A 20,452-nucleotide genomic window follows, 5' to 3' on the forward strand; every position below is an offset into this window, starting at 1 on the left:
GCGGTTCTCGGGCCGATCCAGCAAGGAAACCGGAGTTTTCACCTTGGTTAACCCTTAAAACGAGGCTGAAACCCAGTGCTGACGGGGCTTGGCGTTGGTTTTTGCCAACGCAGCACAGATGCGCATCCGCCTTTTTCCGGCGCTCCACGAGCCGCGCGCGCCGGCCACAACGACCGGACCGCTCCTTCGAGCATCCATTTGAGCGTGTTTTCCCGCTGCGCATGACCGATCCGCTGATCCCCGCCGTCCTCGCTTTTCGCGACAACGGCAACCCGTTTTCGCCGCTCTACGACGACATCTATCACAGCGCCGTCGGCGCGCTCGAACAGGCCGAATACGTTTTTCTGCGCGGCAATGCGCTGCCCGGGCGATGGCAGAACCGCCGCACGTTCACCGTGCTCGAAACCGGCTTCGGCATGGGCATCAACTTTCTCGTGACGTGGGCCGCGTGGCGCGCCGATCCGTCGCGTTGCGAGCGGCTGCATTTCGTGTCGATCGAAAAGCATCCGTTCAGCGCCGACGATCTGCGCCGCGTCTATGCGAAGACGCTCTCCGAGCCGCTGATTGCGAGCCTTGCCGATACGCTCGCGCACGCATGGCCGATGCTCGTGCTAGGCACGCACCGGCTCGAATTCGAAGGCGGCCGTGTCGTGCTCACGCTGGTCTTCGCCGATGCGGCCGACAGCCTGCCTGCGTTGCGCCTGCGCGCCGACGCGTTTTATCTCGACGGTTTCGCGCCCGCGAAAAATCCGGAGCTGTGGAGCCCGGTGATCTTCAAGTCGCTCGCGCGCGTCGCGGGCGAGGGCGCGACCTTCTCCACCTACAGCAGCGCCGGCGACGTCAAACGCGCGTTGACACAATGCGGCTTCGAGTATCGCAAGGTCGACGGCTTCGGCTGGAAGCGCGCGATGCTGGTCGGTCACTTCGCGCCGCGCTGGCGGGTGCGCCGTTATGAACCGCCCGCGCCGTTCGCGCATGCCGAGCGGCATGCGGTCGTGATCGGCGCGGGGCTCGCCGGCTGCGCCGTGATCGAACGGCTTGCGGCGCGCGGCTGGCGCGTCACCTCGCTCGAACGGCACGCGTCGGTGGCGCAGGATGCGTCGGGCAATCCCGCGGGCGTTTTCCATCCGATGATCTCGCGCGACGACAGCGTCGCCTCGCGCGTCACGCGCGCCGGTTTCCTCTATACGCTCAATCGCTGGGCCGCGCTCGAAGCGGCCGGTCATCGGCTCGCGCGCGGCGGCGAGGGCCTGCTGCAAATCGCCGCCGATGACGACGAAGCCCGCTCGATCGGCGCTGCAATCGCGACGTTCCGCTATCCGTCCGACTACGTGAGGCCGGTTTCCGCCAGCGAGGCTTCGGCGCTCGCCGGCATGCCGCTCGCGCGCGGCGGCTGGTTCTTTGCGCACGGCGGCTGGATCGATCCGGCCTCGTTATGCGCCGCGCAGTTCGCCGCGGCGGGCGAGCGGCTCGAACGACGCTTCGGCGTCGAGGTCGCGCGGCTCGAACGAACCGGCGACCAGTGGACCGTCTTCGATATCGCGGGCAATGCCGTGGCACGCGCGCCGGTCGTGATCGTCGCCGGTGCGCACGAGGCCGCGCGAATCGCCGGCTTGCGTCATGCGCCGACCCGCAGCATTCGCGGTCAGTTGAGCTTACTGCCGCCGGGCACGGTCGCGCCGCTCGCGCTGCCGGTGATCGGCGAGGGTTACGCGGTGCCGCTCGCGAACGGCGTCACGCTGGCCGGCGCCACTTACGAACTCGACGATCCCGATACGTCGCTGCGAACGGACGGTCATCGTGAGAACATCGAGCGCGTCGCGCAGATGCTGCCCGTGTTCGCGAGCGCGCTCGACGTCGCACAACCGGCGGCAATCGCCGAACTCGCGGGACGCGTGGCGTTTCGCTGCGTCACGAGCGACCGCATGCCGATGATCGGCCAACTCGCCGACGAAGCCGCGGCCGTCCGCGATGCCGCCCGCCTGCGCGGCGCATGGCCGCTCGATCTGCCGCGCGTGGACGGCCTGTACGGCGCATTCGCGTATGGGTCTCGCGGTCTCGTATGGGCGGCGCTTGGCGCGGAACTGATCGCCTCGCAGATCGAAGGCGAGCCGTGGCCGCTCGAACGCGACCTCGCGGAAGACATCGACCCGGCCCGGTTCCTGCTGCGTGGATTGCGGCAGGGAACGGTCGGTTAACCGCCCTCCCTCGTTAACGGTCGCGGTCGCGGTCGCAACCGCACGCTGCGTGATCGTCGCATGCTGTTGCCGTATACGCCGCTGCGGTTCATCCCGACGGTTAACCCGGTTAACTCGCAACGCAGGTTATCCACCAGCCCCTGTGGATAACCGCGCGGTTAACCGGCGCAAGTCGTGTGGAACCGTTGTGGACGTAAACGGGGTAACTCGCGCGTCGCCGAAAAACGCAAAAAGTTGCCCGCGTATACCTGCCGCTGCCGCACACGCTGTGCATCCGGTTATGCGGCCGGTAATTGGCTGATTCGTTTCGGTAAACCCGAGTTATCCACAGAAAGCGAGGCAGCTTGTTAACTGTTACTACGTATACATACGGTAAACCAGTAAACAACGAAGGCAGAGGCTGACGCCCCGCCCATCGACTGGCGCAATTCCGTCAAAACATCGCTGGACTTCACCGGTTCTATGCGGAAACGCACATGAAAAACACACAGGCAGCGCTCAAGCTCGCAATCCGCGCCGGCTATTTTTCATGAGTAAAACGGTCGCTTTTTCCTCTTGTCACCGTTTGTCACGAAGATCGCGTACGTTTTTACCGTTTTGCCTGCGAGTTGGTGCCTTTTCGGTTGAGACAGAAAAAGCTATGGCACAATCGCCGTTCTTTTCCGCGTTGTGCCCCCCGTATCTGGCGGCACGCATTGCAACGGAACGGTGCCGGTCAAACAGAATCTGATTCAAAGTCGACGGCGTTCTTTCACCGTACCGGTTGCTATAGCCGCATCCGTGAACGTGCCGGATTCTTCGCGGTTCTTTTCCGGCCGCGGCGCATGCCGATCATCCGATCATTGAAACTCGCAACGCTGACTTCGCGAAGCGAGATTGCGACAGTGGGCGTTGACCGCTCGCTCGCCGGCGTCTGCGCCGGTTCGTGTCGTCTGCCGTTGCTGACAAGGAGAACCCATCACGATGAATTCGGCGTTTTCGTTTCTTCCAGCGTGGCCGCTTTCGCCCGACGCCATCTTTTGGGCCGGACTTGCCTTGCTTGCCGCCGGGCTGTGCGGCGAGTTGTGTTATCGCGCATGGCGTTTACCGCGCATTTCCGGTTATGCGGTGATCGGTCTCGTTGCCGGCGCGGCCGGTTTCGGCGTGATCGACGCCGATGCCGCGCGCGCCGCGCGGCCGTTGCTCGACGTCGCGCTCGGCCTGCTGCTGTTCGAACTCGGCAGCCGGCTCGATCTGCGCTGGATCCGCCGTAATCCGTGGCTGATCCTGTCGAGCGTCGCCGAAGCCACGCTGACTTTCGTGCTGGTCCTGCCGGTTCTGCTGTTCCTGAACGTGCCGCTGATGGTGGCGACCGTGCTGGCCGCGATCGCAATGGCGACGTCGCCGGCGATGGTGATCCAGCTGAAAACGGAATTGCGCGCGGAAGGGCAGGTCACGCAGCGTCTGCTGACGCTGACCGCGCTGAACAGCATGTATGCGGTGGTGATCGAAAAGCTCGTCTCGAGCTGGCTGCATCAGGAGGTATACGGCAATGTCTTCGCGACCATCCTGCAGCCGCTGTATCTGCTGATCGGCTCGCTCGTGCTCGCGTATCTGCTTGCGCGCACCTGCACGTTCTTCTATCGGCGCCTGAACATGCACGACGAGCATTCGTTCGTCGCGCTGTTCGGTCTCGTGCTGCTCGCGATCGCGGTTGCGCATCTGTTCAAGCTGTCGACGATTCTCGCGTTGCTCGCCGCGGGCATCATCGTGAAAAATCATGAGGCTCGTCCGCAGTTGTGGCCGCAGCATTTCGGCACGGCCGGCTGGCTGCTGACCGTGATCCTGTTCGTGCTAACGCTGACCGCGTTCGAATGGCGGCACATCGCGCTCGGCGGTGTTGCGGCGCTGGGGCTGATAGTGGCGCGGCTGGTGGCGAAGCTGGTCGGTGTGCTCGCGTTCGCCAAGCCGAGCGGCCTGAACTGGAAGCAGGGCGTGGCGCTCGGCCTGTCGTTGTCGCCCATGTCGGCGCTGGCTTATCTGCTCGTCGACGACACCTACAACCTTTATCCGAACTTCGATCCGCAATTGCGCGCCATCGTGATGTGTTCGATTTTCGTGCTGCAGATTCTCGGGCCGTGGCTCGTGTATCGCAGTCTCGCGCTCGTCGCCGAACGGCGCGAAGAGTAAGCGGGAACCCAACATGAGCGCGGCGTGGGAAGACGGCGGCGCCGGACTCGCGAAGCCGTTTTAAACTCATCCGTTTCAAACGACCTGACTCAGGGGACGCCATGTCACTCGAACCCTTCATCGATTCGAAGCCGTTCACATTCGGCATCGAACTCGAAATGCAGATCGTCAATACGCATGACTATGATCTGACCAAGGCCGGCTCGGATCTGCTGCGTCTTATCAAGGACGAAAAAATCCCCGGCAACATCACGCCGGAAATCACCGAAAGCATGATCGAGCTGTCGACCGGCATCTGTACGTCGCATGAGCAGGCCGTGGCCGATCTGCGCCAGATTCGCGACACGCTTGTCTCCGCGGCCGATCATCTCAATGTCGGCCTGTGCGGCGGCGGCACGCATGCTTTCCAGCAATGGAGCGAGCGGCAGATCGTCGATACGCCGCGTTTTCAGTATCTTTCCGAGCTATACGGTTATCTGGCGAAGCAGTTCACGGTGTTCGGCCAGCACGTGCACATCGGTTGCCCGGATGCGAACAGCGCGCTGTATCTGCTGCATTCGATGTCGCGTTTCATCCCGCATTTCATCGCCTTGTCCGCTTCGTCGCCGTTCGTGCAGGGCGTCGATACCGGTTTCCATTCGGCGCGGCTCAATTCGGTGTTCGCGTTTCCGTTGTCGGGCCGCGCGCCGTTCGTGCTCACGTGGGACAGCTTCGAGGAATATTTCTCGAAGATGGTCCACACCGGCGTGGTCAACAGCATGAAGGACTTTTACTGGGACATCCGTCCGAAGCCCGGCTTCGGCACGATCGAAGTACGTGTGATGGATACGCCGTTTTCGGTCGACCGCGCTGCGGCGATCGCCTGCTACATCCAGACGCTCGCGCGGCATCTGCTGCTCGACAAGCCGATCGCGCCGAAGGAGGACGACTACCTTGTCTATACCTTCAACCGCTTCGAGGCCTGCCGTTTCGGTCTCGGCGGCACCTGCATCAATCCGCAAACGGGCGAACGCAAGACGATTTCCGAGGACATCCTCGAAACGCTCGAACTGATCGGCGCGCATGCCGAAACGCTGGGCTCGACCAATGCGCTGACTGAAATCGGCGCGATTGCGCGCGGCCAGATCAACGATGCAACCTGGCTGCGCAGCGTGTTTGCGCGGGAAAAGTCCTTGCACGAAGCGGTGCGGCAGCAGTGTCTGCAATGGCGCGCCTAGTCGCGAGGTCATTCACAAAATCGCGCTCGCGAGTGTCATTTACGTAACGTTTCAGGGAAACCCGCCTCGTGCGGGTTTTTTTTTGTAATGTCTTTTAAAAAATTTTTGCCCGTGACCCCCTTCAGGTTTTTCCAAAGTTTACGTATACAAGCGTAGTAGTCGTTAACAAGCATTGCCTGAGGCTGTGGACAACTGAATAATTCCTTGCAAAGTCAACGCGCTGCGGAAATGATAACGAGGTATCGCGAAATGGGCTTCGACCTTGTCGGACAAGGACGGACAGGAAGCGGTCAGGTATTGTCCGGGGCGTTATCGGGAAATGTTGCACAGGCTATCCAAACGTTTTCCCCTGGTTATCCACAGAGTGGGTTGGGTAAGTTAGCTGTACGATTTGCCGACCTCGCATAGAATGTCGTTTTCAACCGCTAGCGGTTTGCCGGGCGGTAAATTTTTGAGATAGTTGAACCACCGGTTTCGTCAGCAGTCAGTCGAAGCTACCCCACACACGCAACGGGCGCGGTCGGCAAGCAGTTTGCCGGCATCGCACAAAAGCGGTAAATAAACGAATCGAAGATTATGAGCGAAGGTGTATACGGAGAACAGGCAGCTGGGCGTGTGACCCACAGCCTCTTGCGATTGAGCACGGCGATGCGCAGCCAGGCTTGGGAATGGGCGGAAGGCGCAGGCCTCACGCCGACCCAGGGCGAAATCCTCGTGCTGTTGATGCAGCGCAAAGGGCCGATGCGTCTCGGCGAGATTGCCCGCGAAACGGCGCTGACCGCCGCGACCACCAGCGATGCGGTCAGCACGCTCGAGACCAAGGGTCTTGTCGAAAAGCGCCGCGCCCTCGACGATGGCCGTGCCCTTGCTGTCCGTCTGACTTCGCGTGGCCGCACGGCCGCGAAGCGCGCGGCCCAGTGGCCCGACTTCCTGAGCAAGGCAGTGGGCACGCTGCGTGAAGAAGAGCAGGCCGTGTTCTATCGCACGCTGCTCAAGACCATCCATCAGCTCGAGGCGCAGGACACGATTCCGGCGCACCGCATGTGCCTGAGCTGCTCGCATTTCCAGCCGAGCAAGAATCCGAAGAAGACGCCGCATCACTGCGCGCTGCTCGACCTGAACATGGCGGACACCGATCTGCGTCTCGACTGCTCCGTGCACGAAAAGGCGGACGTCGCTACCCAGAAGAAGAACTGGAAGATTTTCGCGGTCTAACGCGGCGTCTTTCGGGGCGATCGGGACCATTCGCTATCATGGCCTCGCGGGTCCGGCGGCCGGCGTAAGCCGGCTGTCGGACGGCTGGCGGTCGCGCAATGACAGGCCGGCGGCATGTCGTTGCACGGCAAGTCGTTAGTTAACCTGAAGGTGGGACAGGGCGATGAATCGCGAAGTACTGGCCATTCGTCATGTGCACTTCGAGGATCTGGGCAGTCTCGAGCTGGTGCTCGGCGAGCGCGGGCGTCCGGTCCGTTATCTCGACGTGGGACTTGCCCGTATCGAGGCGCCGAATCCCGTCTCCGCTTCGTTGATGGTCGTGCTCGGCGGCCCGATCAGCGCAACCGGCGACGCGCTTTATCCCACACTCGTGCCGCTGCTCGCGATGATCGAAAAGCGCATCGCGGCCGGTCTGCCGACGCTCGGCATCTGTCTCGGCGCGCAACTGATCGCGCGTGCGCTCGGTGCGCGCGTTTATCCCGCAGGCCATACCGAACTCGGCTGGACGCCGCTCACGTTGACCGACGCCGGCCGCGCTTCGCCGCTGCGTCATCTGGATGGCGCGCAGACGTCGATGCTGCATTGGCATGGTGATACCTTCGATCTGCCCGCCAACGCGACGCGTCTTGCTTCGACACCCGCCTGCGAAAACCAGGCGTTCACCTGGGGCGATCACGTGCTGGGTTTGCAATGTCATCCGGAAATCCGCAGCGATCGCTTCGAACCATGGCTGATCGGCAATGCGGGCGAACTGATCGGGCATGGCATCGATGCGCGCCAGTTGCGTGCCGATACCGCGCAATTCGGCCCGGCCCTCGAAGCCGCCGCCTGCCGCATGTTCGGCGAATGGCTCGATCAGGTCGAAACCCAAGCCTGAGCCCAGATTCATGCAGTAAACCGCTTGCGGTGCTATGCTCGGTTGCTCTCGGGTTTTCACTGGGCAAATCCATGAGCGCGCTTTTCTCTCCGCTCACGCTGCGTAGCGTGACGCTTCCCAACCGTATCGTTGTTTCCCCGATGTGCCAGTACTCCGCCGAACGCGGCGAAGCGACCGCATGGCACATGATCCACCTCGGCAGTCTCGCCTTGTCCGGCGCGGCGATGCTGTGCATCGAAGCGACCGCGGTCGAGCCCGATGGCCGCATCACGCCCGGCGATCTCGGCTTGTGGGACGACGCAACCGAAGAAGCGCTGGTGCCGGTGCTGGCCGCGATTCGCAAGCATTCGTCCATCAGCGTGACGATGCAGCTGTCGCATGCGGGCCGCAAGGCGTCGAGCCATGTGCCGTGGGACGGCGGTCAACTGATTCCGGTGTCGCAAGGCGGCTGGCTGCCGCATGCGCCGTCGGCGTTGCCGCACAAGGCCGGTGAAGAGCCGCCGCTGGCGCTCGACGTCGGCGGTCTGAGGCGGATTCGCGAAGCCTTTGCGGCTTCCGCGCGGCGTGCCGCGCGCCTCGGCATCGACGCACTCGAAGTGCATGCGGCGCATGGTTATCTGCTGCATCAGTTCCTCTCGCCGGTCGCCAATCAGCGCAGCGACGAATACGGCGGCTCGCTCGAAAACCGCATGCGTTTCCCGCTCGAAATCTTCGACATCGTGCGCGCCGCATTCCCGGCCGACAAACCCGTTGGCGTGCGCGTGTCGGCAACCGACTGGGTCGAAGGCGGCTGGACGCTCGAAGACACGATCGCCTTTGCGCACGAACTGCAAAAGCGCGGCTGCGACTGGATCGATGTGTCATCGGGCGGCGTGTCGCCATTGCAGAGAATTCCGCTCGAACCGGGCTATCAGATTCCGTTCGCGAAGGCTGTCCGGCATGCGACCGGTCTCGCGACGATCGGCGTCGGGCTCATCACCGATCCGCTGCATGCCGAGCAACTGATCGAAGCGGGCGACGCCGACCTGATCGCCATCGCTCGCGGTCTGCTGTACAACCCGCGCTGGCCGTGGCATGCCGCCGCGCAACTCGGCGCTACGGTCGATGCGCCGCCGCAGTACTGGCGTTCGCAACCGCGCGATCAGAAGGCCCTGTTCGGCGACATATCGTTCGGTCAACGCTAACGTAGCGCAGCTTGAAACGAACGCGCCGGCGACGGTTGAACGAAGCCGCAGTCAGCGTGTAGGATGCCGGTTGTGGCGCTTCGGCGTCGCAAGTCGACGCGGCGCTCGCAGGGCGCCGCGTTTGCTATCCGCGTCAGAAAAGCTGCGTGCAAAACGTGTCTCTGACGATTGCCGGACTTCATCCCAGTTCTTCACAAGGATTCATTCAATGAATTCACGCAGGATCGCCGTGCGCCGTTCGGGTGTGCACGGCAAGGGCGTGTTTGCACTCGAACCGATTGCGGCCGGCGAGCGGCTCATCGAATACAAGGGCGAGCGGATCTCCTGGAAAGAAGCGCTGCGCCGTCATCCGCACAATCCGGCTGAGCCGAATCATACGTTCTACTTCGCGCTGGACAACGGCAAGGTGATCGACGGCAAGGTGAACGGCAATAGCGCGCGCTGGATCAATCACTCGTGCGCGCCGAACTGCGAGGCCGAGGAAATCGACGGTCACGTGTACGTGCATGCGCTGCGCGATATCGCGGAAGGCGAGGAAGTCTTTTACGACTACGGGCTCGTGATCGACGCGCGTCAGACGAAAAAGCTCAAGAAGGAATACGAATGCCGTTGCGGCGCGCGCAAGTGCCGCGGCACGATGCTGGCGCCGCCGGCGAAGGGCAAGAGCGGCGGTGCCAAGGCCGACAAGCCAGGCAAGTCCGGCAAGTCCGGCAAGACGACGAAGAAATCGAAGAAGAAATGAGGCAAGGCGTGAGCGCCTCGGTCGAACCGGGCGTTCACGTCCTGCTGCTGTCGGATAGTCAGATATCCACCGGCGCCGAGGGCGCCGTTTTTTTCGCCACGCGCCGCGCGTCGGCGTCCGCGACGCCGGCAGGCACCTCGGCGCGCATCAGTGGCACCCGCACGATGAAACGTGCGCCGCCTTCGGGTGCGTCCTCGTAATGCACGCTGCCGTGATGCAGCACCATGATGTCGTGGACGATCGCCAGACCCAGGCCCGCGCCGCTATCCACGCCGGCTTCGCTCTGGCCGTCGCCGCGGAAAAACCGCTTGAACAGATCGGCCTGCTGCGCGCGGGGCACGCCCGGCCCATTGTCTTCGACGACGATCTCCGCCATGCGCAGCTCGTCGATCAGCGTCTGCGAAACGGTCACGGTGATACGAGCGCCGTCGATGCGCGACGGCGGCACGTACTTCAGCGCGTTATCGAGCAGATTCGCGATCACTTCATGCAGCAGCACCGGGTTGCCGCGCGCCGTCAGCGGATGATCGTTCGAGGGATCGTCGAGACGCTGGAAGCCGAGGTCAACCTGCACGGCAAGCGCGCGCGGCACCCATTCCGCACCTGTGTCGAACGCGAGCGCGGCCATATCGACATTGACGAAGCGTGCCGCCTGTTCGCCCGGCTCGGCCCGCGCGAGCGACAGCAACTGATTCGACAGCCGCACCGCGCGGTCGGCCGCGGCGCGCAACTCTCGTACGGCGGCGAGCGTCTGCTGCGGATCGCGCGCGACCGCCGCCTGTTCCGCATGCAGCTTCACGGCGGTGAGCGGCGTGCGCAGCTGATGCGCGGCGTCGGCGATGAATTTGCGCTGCGCGTCGAGCGCGGTTTTCAGGCGGTCGAGCAGCGCGTTCAGTGCGCCGGTAAGCGGACGGATTTCGACGGGCACATAGGTTTCGTCGACCGGTTCGAGCGACGTGTGCGTCTGCCGGTTCAGCGAATCGGCGAGGGCGGTGAGCGGATTGAGCTGCTGATTGACGACGCGCCAGACGATGACCCAGCCGGCCAGCAGCAGCAACAGCAGCGGCATCATGATCGCGACCAGAAACTCGGCGGCGATGCGGAACCGGTGATGCACGGCCTGACCGACTTCGATGATGATCGGATTGCCCTTCGGCTGGTCGACCCGCACTTGCGCGACCCGTACCGTCACGCCTTCATGCTGGGTTTCGAATACATACGCATAGTGCATACGGCGCACGTTGATGCCTTGCAGCGGCAGATTGCTGTCGCCGGCGATTTCGGTGTCGCCGTTGCTGATCCGGTAGACGAGATGCTCGACCGGATCGGAGAACATCGCCTGCGCGAGCGGCGGCACCGTGATCGGCGCTTCGGGTCCGGCAATCTGGATCTGTTTGGAGATCGCGGTGGCGAGGTCGGCGAGCGAGCGGTCGACGACATGCTGCGTGTACTGCCAAGCCAGCCAGTAAGCGATCAGGCCGCTCATCAGCGCGAGCAGCGAAAGGGGAGCAGCGAGGCGCCGCAGCAGCGTGCGGCGCAGACTATTAGCGGCCGGCTGGGGCATGGTCGTACGCGCGGGGTAGGGACAACGGCGCGAGGCGCCCTGAAATGTTCCGGAGGCCGGCAGGCCGCACACCCGGCACGAGGTGTGTGCCGCACCGGTCCGGCGCCGTCGGGCCGCGACGCAATGCGCGGCCCGTACGACGATTATGCCGCCTGGCGGATTTCCTGCAACAGGTAGCCGAAGCCACGCACGGTGACGATTTCGACACGGCAGTTCTCGAGTTTCTTGCGCACCCGGTGCACGTAGACTTCGATCGCGGTGTCGCCGAGATCGCCGCCGAAGTGCGTGAGGTGATCCTGCAATTGCGCCTTGCTGACCACGCGGCCATGACGCAGCAGCAGCATTTCGAGCACCGCGAATTCGCGCGGCGACAGTTCGAGCGGCTTGTCGTCGTTGAAGATGCGGCGATCGACGCCCGACAGGCGCACGCCGCCGAGCGACACTTCCGGACGCGGCATGTCGCCGTGCGGACCGCTGCGGCGCATCACCGCGCGAATGCGTGCTTCGAGCTCGGCGGGTTCGAACGGCTTCAGCATGTAGTCGTCGGCGCCGGAATTGAGACCTTGCACGCGGTCGTTCAGCTCGTCGCGCGCGGTGAGGATGATGACCGGCGTATGGCGATTGCTCTGGCGGAAACGCGCGAGCAGCGTCATGCCGTCGATGCCCGGCAGACCGAGATCGAGGATCACGAGTTCGTGGCGGTTTTGCGTGAGGGCCTGTTCGGCGAAGATGCCGTCATGGACCATGTCGACGGTGAAACCGGCTTGTTCGAGACTGCTTTGGATGCCGCGTGCGATGGGACGGTCATCTTCAATCAGAAGGAGTCGCATGGATTTCGCTCAAGTACAATGGGTTTAGGCGTTTGGGCAAGCGGTTCGCCGGGGCGCCTGCTGCACAGGCAGCGTGCGAAGCGGCGGAAAGCGCGCCGCGAAGCAGCTGCCGAGCCGCCCTGGAACGCCTTGCTAGCCATCACGAAGTCATGTCCGAGATCACCATTCACGAACTGGAAGCCGCGATCAACTTCTGGCGTGCCCGCTCGCCTTCAAGCGGCGACGAACTCGTTCTGTGCAAGGAGGCAAGCGCGCTCTCCAAGCCGTATGCGCTGCTGATTGTACAGCGTCAGCAGTCGCTATCACTGGATCGTTTCGACCCGATTGCAAAGCAGGCATGGGAATCTTACGTTCGACTTAATAATAGCCTGTAGAACTGAAGGTTTGACCAGGGGATAGCCTGCATTGTCCTTTCATTTCGATCCGATTGTTTGATGCGCGGCGTATAAACGCGCGTGAGACACCGCGAATTTTTTGTATTGCGCGGTAATACCTTTGATAAACGCGGCGACTCGAATTGCATCGCGATCCGCGTGAAAAAGACGGATGCGAATGTAGAGCGGGCGGTGCATCTAAATGGCACGAAACTGTCGTTATTTTGTATAAATGTGCAATAATTTCGCGTTAAATAACGATTCAATGCGGAATATTCACATGCTGGAACTCGATCACTTCGATCTCGCGCTGCTGGACGTATTGCAGCGCTTTGGGCGGGCTACGCATCAGCAACTGGCCGAGCAGGTGCCGCTGTCGCCGTCGCAGATCGGGCGGCGTTTGCAGCGGCTGGAGCAGGTGGGCGTCGTCGACGGCTACCGCGTCGTACTGCGTCCGGAAAAACTCGGGCTCGGCGTCACCGCGTTTACGAGCCTCAAACTGAAGCACCACGGCGATTCGATCATCGAGCAGTTTCAGCAGCAGATCGACGCGCTGCCGGAAGTGCTCGAATGTCATGCGGTGGTTGGGGATGCCGATTATCTGCTGCGCATCGTTGCACCGGACCTGAACTACCTGTCGACGTTCGTGATGAAGAAGCTCATGCGCGTGCCCGGTGTCGACAGCGTGCGCTCGAACATCGTGCTGACCACGTTCAAGCGCAATGGGCCGTTACCGCTCGGGCATCTGGCGCCGGGAGCGGCCGCGGTTTGATGATGTGGAAGGGGCGGTGGTAAGTTCGCGGCCGTTTCGCCTCGCTTGCCGTCGGAGGAGCGATACCCGGGCGGGCCGCGACGCGTGGCACGCTGCGGCCCATGACATCGCTGGAAACTTATGCAGCCTGTTCCGCGTCGTTCAGCAGATCGACGTAGGCGACCGGCACCAGATCCGCTTCCGCTACGCCGAGGCTTCTGAACATCTCCTGCGCTTCGGCGTGACCGCTTTCCTCGTCGTCGTCCTGCGCGAGCACCACTTCGAGTTCGATGAAATCGCCGAGACCGTCGACGCGGTCCAGGTGAATCCGCGTGCGCCCGCTCAGATACACATGCCGTTCCTTCGTGACGATGCCGCGCGTGGTCAGCGCGGTCGCGAGCAATGCATGCATCGCTTCGGGGTTCGTCACGGGACTGCGCGTGTAGTACGAGGCCTTCGGGCCGTCGCGGTCGTCACGCTGATAGAAGATCAGCTCGGCCGGCGTGCCGTCGTCGAACTGGCGCAGCTTCAGGCGGCCGCGCGGCACGTCGTAGAAAAAATCCTGCTGGCGGAAGATCAGCGGAGCCTCTGTCGCGAGTTGCGCGGCGCGCTCGCGCAGTTGCTCGAAATGCTGGGCGCGGGCTTTGATTTCGATGTTGCGTGCCATGTCAGGCTCCTGTCGATGGATGGAATGGCCGGCGGCTTCCCCGGGTTGCCGTGGTTGCCGCAGAGAAGCCGCCGGGAAAAACGAAGTCGGGCGGAACGGGAAATCGTATGAGGCGGGTGAGCAGGCACAAACGTTCAATCTAGCAAAAACTGTGTGACGGTATGGTTTCAGCCCGCAAGCAAAGTAGGGCAGCGGCGTGGCGGTCGAGACAGGTCGACATGACCGTGATGTGGCGCATTTTGCACCGACGTGTTTTCCGTCTTTTCGCCGGTTACGCCGCTTGCTGCATCCCTTATGGCATTAGCGCGCCTCATATCGCGAGGGATGGCGAAGTGCTCGCGCAATGCCGGATCGGCGCCACGCAACCTCGCGGGCGCGGACCTCGGGCCGTTCAGGCCGTTTTAGCTGCGAAATTCAATTTGCCCACTGCTGCTCGATCAGCTTCAGCGCGGCCGCAATCGCCGGTTCGTCCTTGCGCTCGTCGAGCGTGATGAAGCTGAGCTGGGTCGGCACGGTGATTCCCTCGACGATCGTCAGCGCGTGCGCATGGGCTTCGGCAATCGCGGTCGCGTCGCGCGCCAGCGTGAGGCCGACGCCCGACTTGACGAGATCGAGCATCGACGGCTCCTGGTCCACTTCGGCCACCTTGAGCGGCTTCACGCCGGCCTCGCCGAAGCAGCGCGACAACAGGCGGTTGTGCGCCGACGCGGGCGGCGTCCAGATCCACGGCAGCGCGGCGAGCGAGCGCCAGTCGCGCGCGCCCTTCACGCGGTCTTTCCAGCCGGCCGGCGCGAGCACGCGGTACTGGAAATGCGTGAGCGTCACCGCGTGACACGCGGGGCCGTCGCGCGGCTCGTCGTCGGACGGCAGGCCGATGTAATAGCCGACGTCCAGCTCGCCCGCGCGAATCTGTTCGAGCACCCAGCCCGACATGCCGTGGCGCAGCGCGGTTTCGATCCGCGGCCAGGTTTCCACGAGCTGCTTCAGAAAGCCGCCGAGGCGCAGGAATTCGGGGTCGAGAATCGTGCCGATGCGCAGACGTCCGCGCACTTCCTGGCGCAGCGACTGCGCGGCGCGTTGCACGTCGGCGGCGGCTCCAAGTGCGCGTTCGGCATGCGGCAGCAGCGCCTGGCCGTCGCGCGTGAGCGTTAGTCCGTGCGAGGTCCGCGTGAACAGCGTCACGCCGAGCGCCTCCTGCAGGTGCTTGATTTGCAGGCTGACGGCGGGTTGGGTCAGATGCAGTTGCACTGCGGCGCGCGTGAGATTGCCCTCGCGTGCGACGGTGACGAAGGCCCGGAGCAGAGTCAGATCCATAGCCTGATATTAGCGCGGCTTATAGCTCATTTGAGCAATATTCATTGGATTTGTCTCGCCAAAGCGCCGTACGCTTGGCGTTCAGCACGCTCGCAGAGGCGCTGCATGCGCCACGCGCGTTATCCACGCCGGGCTAAACGACATCACCGGAACACCACAGGAAGAGGAAAGAGATGAGCGAGACATATGTACAAACCGCGCAGGACGGGACCGGGCGCGGCGCGGCCGGCGCCCGTGTGCTGGGCCATTTCATCAACGGCCGGGCGGTGGACGGCACGAGCGGCCGTTTCGGCGATGTCTTCAATCCGGCGCTCGGCAGCGTGAGTGCCCGCGTGCCGCTCGCGAGCGTCGCCGAGGTGGATGCGGCGGTCGCCGCCGCCAAAGCCGCTTTCCCCGCGTGGAGCGAAACCGCGCCGATCAAACGGGCGCGTGTGCTGTTCAGGTTCAAGGAATTGCTCGACCGTCACCACGATGAACTCGCCGAGTTGATTACGCGCGAACACGGCAAGGTGTTTTCCGATGCGAAGGGCGAGGTGATGCGCGGCATCGAGATCGTCGAATTCGCGTGCGGCATTCCGAATCTGCTGAAGACCGACTTCACCGACCAGATCGGCGGTGGTATCGACAACTGGAATCTGCGTCAGCCGCTCGGTGTGGTCGCCGGCATCACGCCGTTCAATTTCCCGATGATGGTGCCGAGCTGGATGTTCCCGGTCGCGATCGCGTGCGGCAACACCTTCGTGCTGAAGCCGTCCGAACGCGATCCGTCGGCCTCGATCCGGCTTGCCGAACTGCTGAAGGAAGCGGGTCTGCCGGACGGCGTGTTCAACGTCGTGCATGGCGACAAGGTCGCGGTCGATGCGTTGCTCGTGCATCCCGAAGTGAGCGCGCTGTCGTTCGTCGGCTCGACGCCGATCGCCGAATACATCTACACGGAAGGCACGAAGTACGGCAAGCGCGTGCAGGCGTTGGGCGGTGCGAAGAACCACCTCGTCGTGATGCCCGACGCCGATCTCGATCAAGCCGTCGATGCGTTGATCGGCGCTGCGTACGGTTCGGCGGGCGAGCGCTGCATGGCGATTTCGGTGGCGGTCGCGGTGGGCCATATCGCCGATGAACTGATCGAGCGTCTGACGCCGCGCGTGAAGAGCCTGAAGATTCTCAACGGCATGGAAGTCGCCGCCGAGATGGGGCCGCTCGTGACCGGCGCGCATCGCGACAAGGTGGCCGGCTATATCGACGCCGGCGTGGCGGCGGGCGCGAAGCTCGTCGTCGATGGGCGCGGTCATCAGGTGGCGGGCCACGAGAACGGCTTCTTCCTCGGCGGCACGCTATTCGACGACGTGACGACCGAGATGAAGATCTATCGCGAGGAAATTTTCGGGCCGGTGCTGTGCGTGGTGCGCGTGCCGGACTTCGCATCCGCGGTCGCGCTGATCAACGCCAACCAGTTCGCGAACGGCGTGTCGCTGTTTACGTCCGATGGCGGCATTGCGCGCGCGTTCTCGCGGCAGATCGAGATCGGCATGGTGGGCATCAACGTGCCGATTCCGGTGCCGATGGCCTGGCATTCGTTCGGCGGCTGGAAGAAGTCGCTGTTCGGCGATCATCACGCGTATGGCGAAGAGGGCGTGCGCTTCTATACGCGCTATAAGAGCATCATGCAGCGCTGGCCCGACAGCATCGCGAAGGGCGCTGAATTCACGATGCCGGTCGCGAAGTAGTCTGTCGTAAGCATAAAAATGAACATAAAAATGCTTAGGAGACTGAATGATGAGTCATAGCGAAAGTACGTCCACGGCCTCGCGGCGGCTCGAAGGCGAATTCGACTACATCATTGTCGGCGCCGGCACTGCGGGCTGCGTGCTGGCGAACCGGCTCACCGGAGATCCCGACGTCAGCGTGCTGCTGCTCGAAGCGGGCGGCAAGGACGATTACCACTGGATTCACGTGCCGGTCGGCTACCTGTATTGCATCGGCAATCCGCGCACGGACTGGCTCTACAAGACGCAGGCGGAAGCGGGACTCAATGGCCGCGCGCTGTCGTATCCGCGCGGGCGCGTGTTGGGCGGCAGTTCGTCGATCAACGGCATGATCTATATGCGCGGCCAGCGCGAGGACTACGACGAGTGGGCGCGCGTGACCAACGACCGTTCGTGGTCGTGGGATGCAGTGCTGCCGGTCTTCAAACGCAGCGAAGATCACCACGGCGGCGCCAACGAATCGCACGGCGCGGGTGGCCCGTGGCGCGTCGAAAAGCAGCGCCTGAAGTGGCAGATTCTCGAAGAGTTCGCGCAAGCCGCGCAGCAAACCGGCATTCCCGCAACGGACGACTTCAATCGCGGCGACAACACCGGTGTCGGCTATTTCGACGTCAACCAGAAGCGCGGCATTCGCTGGAATGCGTCGAAGGCGTTTCTGCGGCCCGCCGTGAAGCGGCCGAATCTCACGGTCATGACCGGCGCGCATACGCAGCGGGTCGTGTTCGAGGGACGCCGCTGCACGGGTGTCGAATATCGTGGCGGCGAGGTCGACTATCTCGCCCGGGCGCGTTGCGAAGTCATTCTTGCCGCGGGCGCGGTCAACTCGCCGCAACTGCTCGAACTGTCCGGCGTCGGCGATGGCGCGCGTCTTCAGAAGCTCGGCATCGAGGTCGTTCACGATCTGCGCGGCGTTGGCGAAAATCTGCAGGATCATTTGCAGCTGCGCATGGCTTATAAGGTCGAGGGCGTGCGCACGCTCAACACGATGACCGCGCACTGGTGGGGCAAGCTCATGATCGGCATGCAGTACGCGTTGTTCCAAAGCGGGCCGATGTCGATGTCGCCGTCGCAACTCGGTGCGTTCGCCAGGTCCGATCCCGACGATCGTTCGCTCACACGCCCCGATCTCGAGTACCACGTGCAGCCGCTTTCGCTCGATCGCTTCGGTGAGCCGCTGCATCGCTTCAATGCATTCACGGCGTCGGTGTGCCAATTGCGTCCCACGTCGCGCGGCAGTATCCATATTGGATCGGCCGACGCATCGGCGCCGCCGTTGATCGCGCCGAACTATCTCTCCACCGATTACGACCGCCACGTCGCCGCGAACGCATTGCGTCTCACGCGCCGCATCGCCGCGGCGCCCGCGCTTGCGCGCTATCGGCCGCAGGAGATTCTGCCGGGCATCCAGTATCAAAGCGAAGCCGAGTTGCAGCAGGCCGCGGGCGCGGTCGGCACGACGATCTTCCATCCGGTCGGCACCTGCCGTATGGGCACGAGCGACGATCCCGCCGCGGTCGTCGACAACCGCCTGCGGGTTATCGGCGTCGAGGGCTTGCGTGTCGTCGATGCGTCGGTGATGCCGAACATCACGTCGGGCAACACGAATTCGCCGACGCTGATGATCGCCGAGCGCGCGAGTGCGATGATTCGCGAAGATCGCCGCGCACGCGTAAGTGGCAGCATGTCCGCGCAAAACAGCATGTCTGCGCCTCTGTCGGCGCTGTGATGGACGTGTCGCTTGCGCACGGCGACCGCTCGGTCCACTTTCACTAAGTGCAAATCCCAATGAATGCGCTGCATCATTGGCGCGACAATGATAGCCATGCTGCGTGCTGCGCCATGGATTACCGTCCGGATTGGTGCAGTACGCCAACGATCGGCAAGGGGGTGCCGTCGTTCATAAAACGTCGCGCGGAGCTTCGCGCGAAAAGATCGTAGTGCTTCGCCTAACTCCGTATGGAAGGGAACATGATTCTCGGCGATACGATTCTCGAAACGCGCGGCCTCACCCGTGAGTTCAAAGGCTTTGTTGCCGTGAACGGCGTGAACCTGCGCGTGCGCCGTGGTTCGATCCATGCGCTGATCGGCCCCAACGGAGCAGGCAAGACCACCTGCTTCAATCTGCTCACCAAATTTCTCGAACCCACCGCGGGTCAGATCGTTTTCAACGGTGTCGATATCACCAGCGAACGTCCCGCGCAGATCGCGCGGCGGGGCATCATCCGTTCGTTCCAGATTTCCGCGGTATTTCCGCATCTGACGGCATTGCAGAACGTGCGCGTTGGTTTGCAGCGCTCGCTCGGCACCGCATTTCACTTCTGGAAGAGCGAGCGCACGCTGCGGCGCCTGAACGATCGCGCGATGGACCTGCTGACCCAGGTCGGTCTGACCGATTTCGCCGACGTGCTGACGGTCGAACTTGCCTACGGCCGCAAGCGCGCGCTCGAAATCGCCACCACGCTCGCGATGGAACCGGAATTGATGCTGCTCGACGAGCCGACCCAAGGCATGGGCCACGAAGACGTGGACCGCGTGACCGCGCTCATCAAGAAAGTATCGGCCGGCCGCACGATCCTGATGGTCGAGCACAACATGAACGTGATCGCCGGCATCTCCGATACGATCACCGTGCTGCAACGGGGCGAGGTGCTGGCCGAAGGCAGCTACGCGGAAGTGTCGAAGAATCCGCTCGTGATGCAAGCCTACATGGGCAGCGCCGACGCGGCGCTCGCCGGAGCCCACGCATGAATACGACGGTCGAGCGCGAAGGGCTCGAAGCGGGCACAACGAAAAACGGCGCAGCCGCGCTGGAAATCGCGGGACTGCAAACCTGGTACGGGGAATCCCACATTCTGCACGGCGTCGATCTGACGGTCGGCCGCGGCGAGGTCGTCACGCTGCTCGGGCGCAACGGCGCGGGCCGCACCACGACGCTGCGCGCGATCATGGGCCTCACGGGGCGCCGCACGGGTTCGATCCGGATCGGCGGACGCGAAACGATCGATCTGCCCACGCATCGCATCGCGCACTGCGGCATCGGTTACTGCCCCGAAGAGCGCGGCATTTTTTCGAGCCTGTCGTGCGAGGAAAATCTGCTGTTGCCGCCGCCCGTCGGCGACAAGGCGCACATGATGTCGCTCGAGGAAATCTACGCGATGTTCCCGAATCTGTACGAGCGGCGCATGAGCCAGGGCACGCGGCTCTCGGGCGGCGAACAGCAGATGCTCGCGGTCGCGCGGATTCTGCGCACGGGTGCGAATCTGCTGCTGCTCGACGAAATCTCGGAAGGGCTCGCACCCGTGATCGTGCAGGCGCTCGCGCGCATGATCGTCACGCTGAAGGCGCGTGGCTACACGGTCGTGATGGTCGAACAGAACTTCCGTTTTGCCGCGCCGCTCGCCGATCGTTTCTATGTGATGGAGCACGGCACGATCGTCGAGCATTTCGCGGCCCGCGAACTCGAAGGCAAGATGCCGGTGCTGCACGATTTACTCGGTGTATAGACCCCCATGCGGGCGTACTTGCGGAAATCTTCCGCATGCGTCCGCTTGCCTCTGATAACCACAAGCGAACAACCTGGAGACACG

The 20,452-nt window shown here is 63.2% G+C and carries 17 protein-coding genes; 13 read left to right on the forward strand and 4 right to left on the reverse strand.

The features are described from left to right. The first annotated feature begins 221 nt into the window (after positions 1 to 221). From mnmC to GXB81_RS05850, 7 genes are all read left to right on the forward strand, one after another. On the forward strand, positions 222 to 2,198 hold the full coding sequence (gene mnmC, locus GXB81_RS05820) for a bifunctional tRNA (5-methylaminomethyl-2-thiouridine)(34)-methyltransferase MnmD/FAD-dependent 5-carboxymethylaminomethyl-2-thiouridine(34) oxidoreductase MnmC (RefSeq protein WP_205988626.1): 1,977 nt from the start codon (positions 222 to 224) through the stop codon (positions 2,196 to 2,198). Between the two features lie 963 nt (positions 2,199 to 3,161). Then, positions 3,162 to 4,367 (forward strand): cation:proton antiporter, encoded by a 1,206-nt coding sequence (locus GXB81_RS05825; protein WP_167049106.1) that lies wholly within the window; start codon positions 3,162 to 3,164, stop codon positions 4,365 to 4,367. A 101-nt stretch (positions 4,368 to 4,468) separates the two neighbouring features. Then, on the forward strand, positions 4,469 to 5,584 hold the full coding sequence (locus GXB81_RS05830) for a YbdK family carboxylate-amine ligase (RefSeq protein ID WP_167049104.1): 1,116 nt from the start codon (positions 4,469 to 4,471) through the stop codon (positions 5,582 to 5,584). 576 nt (positions 5,585 to 6,160) lie between these two features. Continuing rightward, positions 6,161 to 6,799, forward strand: coding sequence for a MarR family winged helix-turn-helix transcriptional regulator (locus tag GXB81_RS05835; RefSeq protein ID WP_167049102.1), 639 nt, complete (start codon positions 6,161 to 6,163; stop codon positions 6,797 to 6,799). Positions 6,800 to 6,962: 163 nt separating this feature from the next. Beyond that, positions 6,963 to 7,676 (forward strand): glutamine amidotransferase, encoded by a 714-nt coding sequence (locus GXB81_RS05840; RefSeq protein WP_167049100.1) that lies wholly within the window; start codon positions 6,963 to 6,965, stop codon positions 7,674 to 7,676. A gap of 71 nt (positions 7,677 to 7,747) precedes the next feature. Further along, the gene (locus tag GXB81_RS05845) at positions 7,748 to 8,860 is read left to right on the forward strand and encodes an NADH:flavin oxidoreductase/NADH oxidase (RefSeq protein WP_167049098.1); all 1,113 of its coding nucleotides are present in this window, start codon (positions 7,748 to 7,750) and stop codon (positions 8,858 to 8,860) included. A 208-nt stretch (positions 8,861 to 9,068) separates the two neighbouring features. Continuing rightward, on the forward strand, positions 9,069 to 9,602 hold the full coding sequence (locus GXB81_RS05850) for an SET domain-containing protein-lysine N-methyltransferase (protein WP_167284412.1): 534 nt from the start codon (positions 9,069 to 9,071) through the stop codon (positions 9,600 to 9,602). 58 nt (positions 9,603 to 9,660) lie between these two features. Here the strand turns inward: GXB81_RS05850 and GXB81_RS05855 are convergent, their stop codons facing one another. Both GXB81_RS05855 and GXB81_RS05860 read right to left on the reverse strand, forming a co-directional pair. Then, positions 9,661 to 11,166, reverse strand: coding sequence for a sensor histidine kinase (locus GXB81_RS05855; protein WP_167284411.1), 1,506 nt, complete (start codon positions 11,164 to 11,166; stop codon positions 9,661 to 9,663). Positions 11,167 to 11,309: 143 nt separating this feature from the next. Then, positions 11,310 to 11,996, reverse strand: coding sequence for a response regulator transcription factor (locus tag GXB81_RS05860; RefSeq protein ID WP_167049092.1), 687 nt, complete (start codon positions 11,994 to 11,996; stop codon positions 11,310 to 11,312). Positions 11,997 to 12,145: 149 nt separating this feature from the next. Here GXB81_RS05860 and GXB81_RS05865 point away from each other — a divergent pair, with 149 nt between their 5' ends. After that, entirely contained in the window at positions 12,146 to 12,370 is a 225-nt protein-coding gene (locus GXB81_RS05865) for a DUF3717 domain-containing protein (protein ID WP_167049090.1), read from the forward strand. A 280-nt stretch (positions 12,371 to 12,650) separates the two neighbouring features. Beyond that, positions 12,651 to 13,142, forward strand: coding sequence for an Lrp/AsnC family transcriptional regulator (locus GXB81_RS05870; RefSeq protein WP_167049089.1), 492 nt, complete (start codon positions 12,651 to 12,653; stop codon positions 13,140 to 13,142). 118 nt (positions 13,143 to 13,260) lie between these two features. On the opposite strand, the gene GXB81_RS05875 is transcribed toward GXB81_RS05870, so the two are convergent. Both GXB81_RS05875 and GXB81_RS05880 read right to left on the reverse strand, forming a co-directional pair. Further along, a complete protein-coding gene (locus tag GXB81_RS05875) occupies positions 13,261 to 13,788 on the reverse strand; it encodes a class IV adenylate cyclase (protein ID WP_167049087.1) in 528 nt (175 codons plus the stop codon). A gap of 414 nt (positions 13,789 to 14,202) precedes the next feature. After that, positions 14,203 to 15,102, reverse strand: coding sequence for a LysR family transcriptional regulator (locus GXB81_RS05880; RefSeq protein WP_205988627.1), 900 nt, complete (start codon positions 15,100 to 15,102; stop codon positions 14,203 to 14,205). Positions 15,103 to 15,275: 173 nt separating this feature from the next. Between GXB81_RS05880 and GXB81_RS05885 the strand changes: the two genes are divergently transcribed. The 4 genes from GXB81_RS05885 (at position 15,276) to GXB81_RS05900 (ending at position 20,368) form a co-directional block, all read left to right on the forward strand. Further along, positions 15,276 to 16,826: a CoA-acylating methylmalonate-semialdehyde dehydrogenase gene (locus tag GXB81_RS05885; RefSeq protein WP_241016259.1), complete on the forward strand. Its 1,551-nt coding sequence runs from the start codon at positions 15,276 to 15,278 to the stop codon at positions 16,824 to 16,826. Between the two features lie 49 nt (positions 16,827 to 16,875). Then, positions 16,876 to 18,591, forward strand: a complete 1,716-nt coding sequence (locus tag GXB81_RS05890) for a GMC family oxidoreductase N-terminal domain-containing protein (protein ID WP_167284423.1) — start codon at positions 16,876 to 16,878, stop codon at positions 18,589 to 18,591. 242 nt (positions 18,592 to 18,833) lie between these two features. Continuing rightward, positions 18,834 to 19,613, forward strand: a complete 780-nt coding sequence (locus GXB81_RS05895) for an ABC transporter ATP-binding protein (RefSeq protein WP_167049081.1) — start codon at positions 18,834 to 18,836, stop codon at positions 19,611 to 19,613. Further along, positions 19,610 to 20,368 (forward strand): ABC transporter ATP-binding protein, encoded by a 759-nt coding sequence (locus GXB81_RS05900; RefSeq protein WP_167284407.1) that lies wholly within the window; start codon positions 19,610 to 19,612, stop codon positions 20,366 to 20,368. The genes GXB81_RS05895 and GXB81_RS05900 overlap by 4 nt, the downstream gene beginning before the upstream one ends. Positions 20,369 to 20,452 lie beyond the last annotated feature (84 nt).

Origin of the sequence: Paraburkholderia sp. Ac-20336 (assembly GCF_017105025.1) — a bacterium.
Taxonomy (GTDB): Bacteria; Pseudomonadota; Gammaproteobacteria; order Burkholderiales; family Burkholderiaceae; genus Paraburkholderia.

What these genes read in the sequence shown, in the direction of transcription:
- mnmC (WP_205988626.1), top strand. Translation starts at nt 222, where the DNA reads ATGACCGATCCGCTGATCCCCGCCGTCCTCGCTTTTCGCGACAACGGC.
- GXB81_RS05825 (WP_167049106.1), top strand. Translation starts at nt 3,162, where the DNA reads ATGAATTCGGCGTTTTCGTTTCTTCCAGCGTGGCCGCTTTCGCCCGAC.
- GXB81_RS05830 (WP_167049104.1), top strand. Translation starts at nt 4,469, where the DNA reads ATGTCACTCGAACCCTTCATCGATTCGAAGCCGTTCACATTCGGCATC.
- GXB81_RS05835 (WP_167049102.1), top strand. Translation starts at nt 6,161, where the DNA reads ATGAGCGAAGGTGTATACGGAGAACAGGCAGCTGGGCGTGTGACCCAC.
- GXB81_RS05840 (WP_167049100.1), top strand. Translation starts at nt 6,963, where the DNA reads ATGAATCGCGAAGTACTGGCCATTCGTCATGTGCACTTCGAGGATCTG.
- GXB81_RS05845 (WP_167049098.1), top strand. Translation starts at nt 7,748, where the DNA reads ATGAGCGCGCTTTTCTCTCCGCTCACGCTGCGTAGCGTGACGCTTCCC.
- GXB81_RS05850 (WP_167284412.1), top strand. Translation starts at nt 9,069, where the DNA reads ATGAATTCACGCAGGATCGCCGTGCGCCGTTCGGGTGTGCACGGCAAG.
- GXB81_RS05855 (WP_167284411.1), bottom strand. Translation starts at nt 11,166, where the DNA reads ATGCCCCAGCCGGCCGCTAATAGTCTGCGCCGCACGCTGCTGCGGCGC.
- GXB81_RS05860 (WP_167049092.1), bottom strand. Translation starts at nt 11,996, where the DNA reads ATGCGACTCCTTCTGATTGAAGATGACCGTCCCATCGCACGCGGCATC.
- GXB81_RS05865 (WP_167049090.1), top strand. Translation starts at nt 12,146, where the DNA reads ATGTCCGAGATCACCATTCACGAACTGGAAGCCGCGATCAACTTCTGG.
- GXB81_RS05870 (WP_167049089.1), top strand. Translation starts at nt 12,651, where the DNA reads ATGCTGGAACTCGATCACTTCGATCTCGCGCTGCTGGACGTATTGCAG.
- GXB81_RS05875 (WP_167049087.1), bottom strand. Translation starts at nt 13,788, where the DNA reads ATGGCACGCAACATCGAAATCAAAGCCCGCGCCCAGCATTTCGAGCAA.
- GXB81_RS05880 (WP_205988627.1), bottom strand. Translation starts at nt 15,102, where the DNA reads ATGGATCTGACTCTGCTCCGGGCCTTCGTCACCGTCGCACGCGAGGGC.
- GXB81_RS05885 (WP_241016259.1), top strand. Translation starts at nt 15,276, where the DNA reads ATGAGCGAGACATATGTACAAACCGCGCAGGACGGGACCGGGCGCGGC.
- GXB81_RS05890 (WP_167284423.1), top strand. Translation starts at nt 16,876, where the DNA reads ATGAGTCATAGCGAAAGTACGTCCACGGCCTCGCGGCGGCTCGAAGGC.
- GXB81_RS05895 (WP_167049081.1), top strand. Translation starts at nt 18,834, where the DNA reads ATGATTCTCGGCGATACGATTCTCGAAACGCGCGGCCTCACCCGTGAG.
- GXB81_RS05900 (WP_167284407.1), top strand. Translation starts at nt 19,610, where the DNA reads ATGAATACGACGGTCGAGCGCGAAGGGCTCGAAGCGGGCACAACGAAA.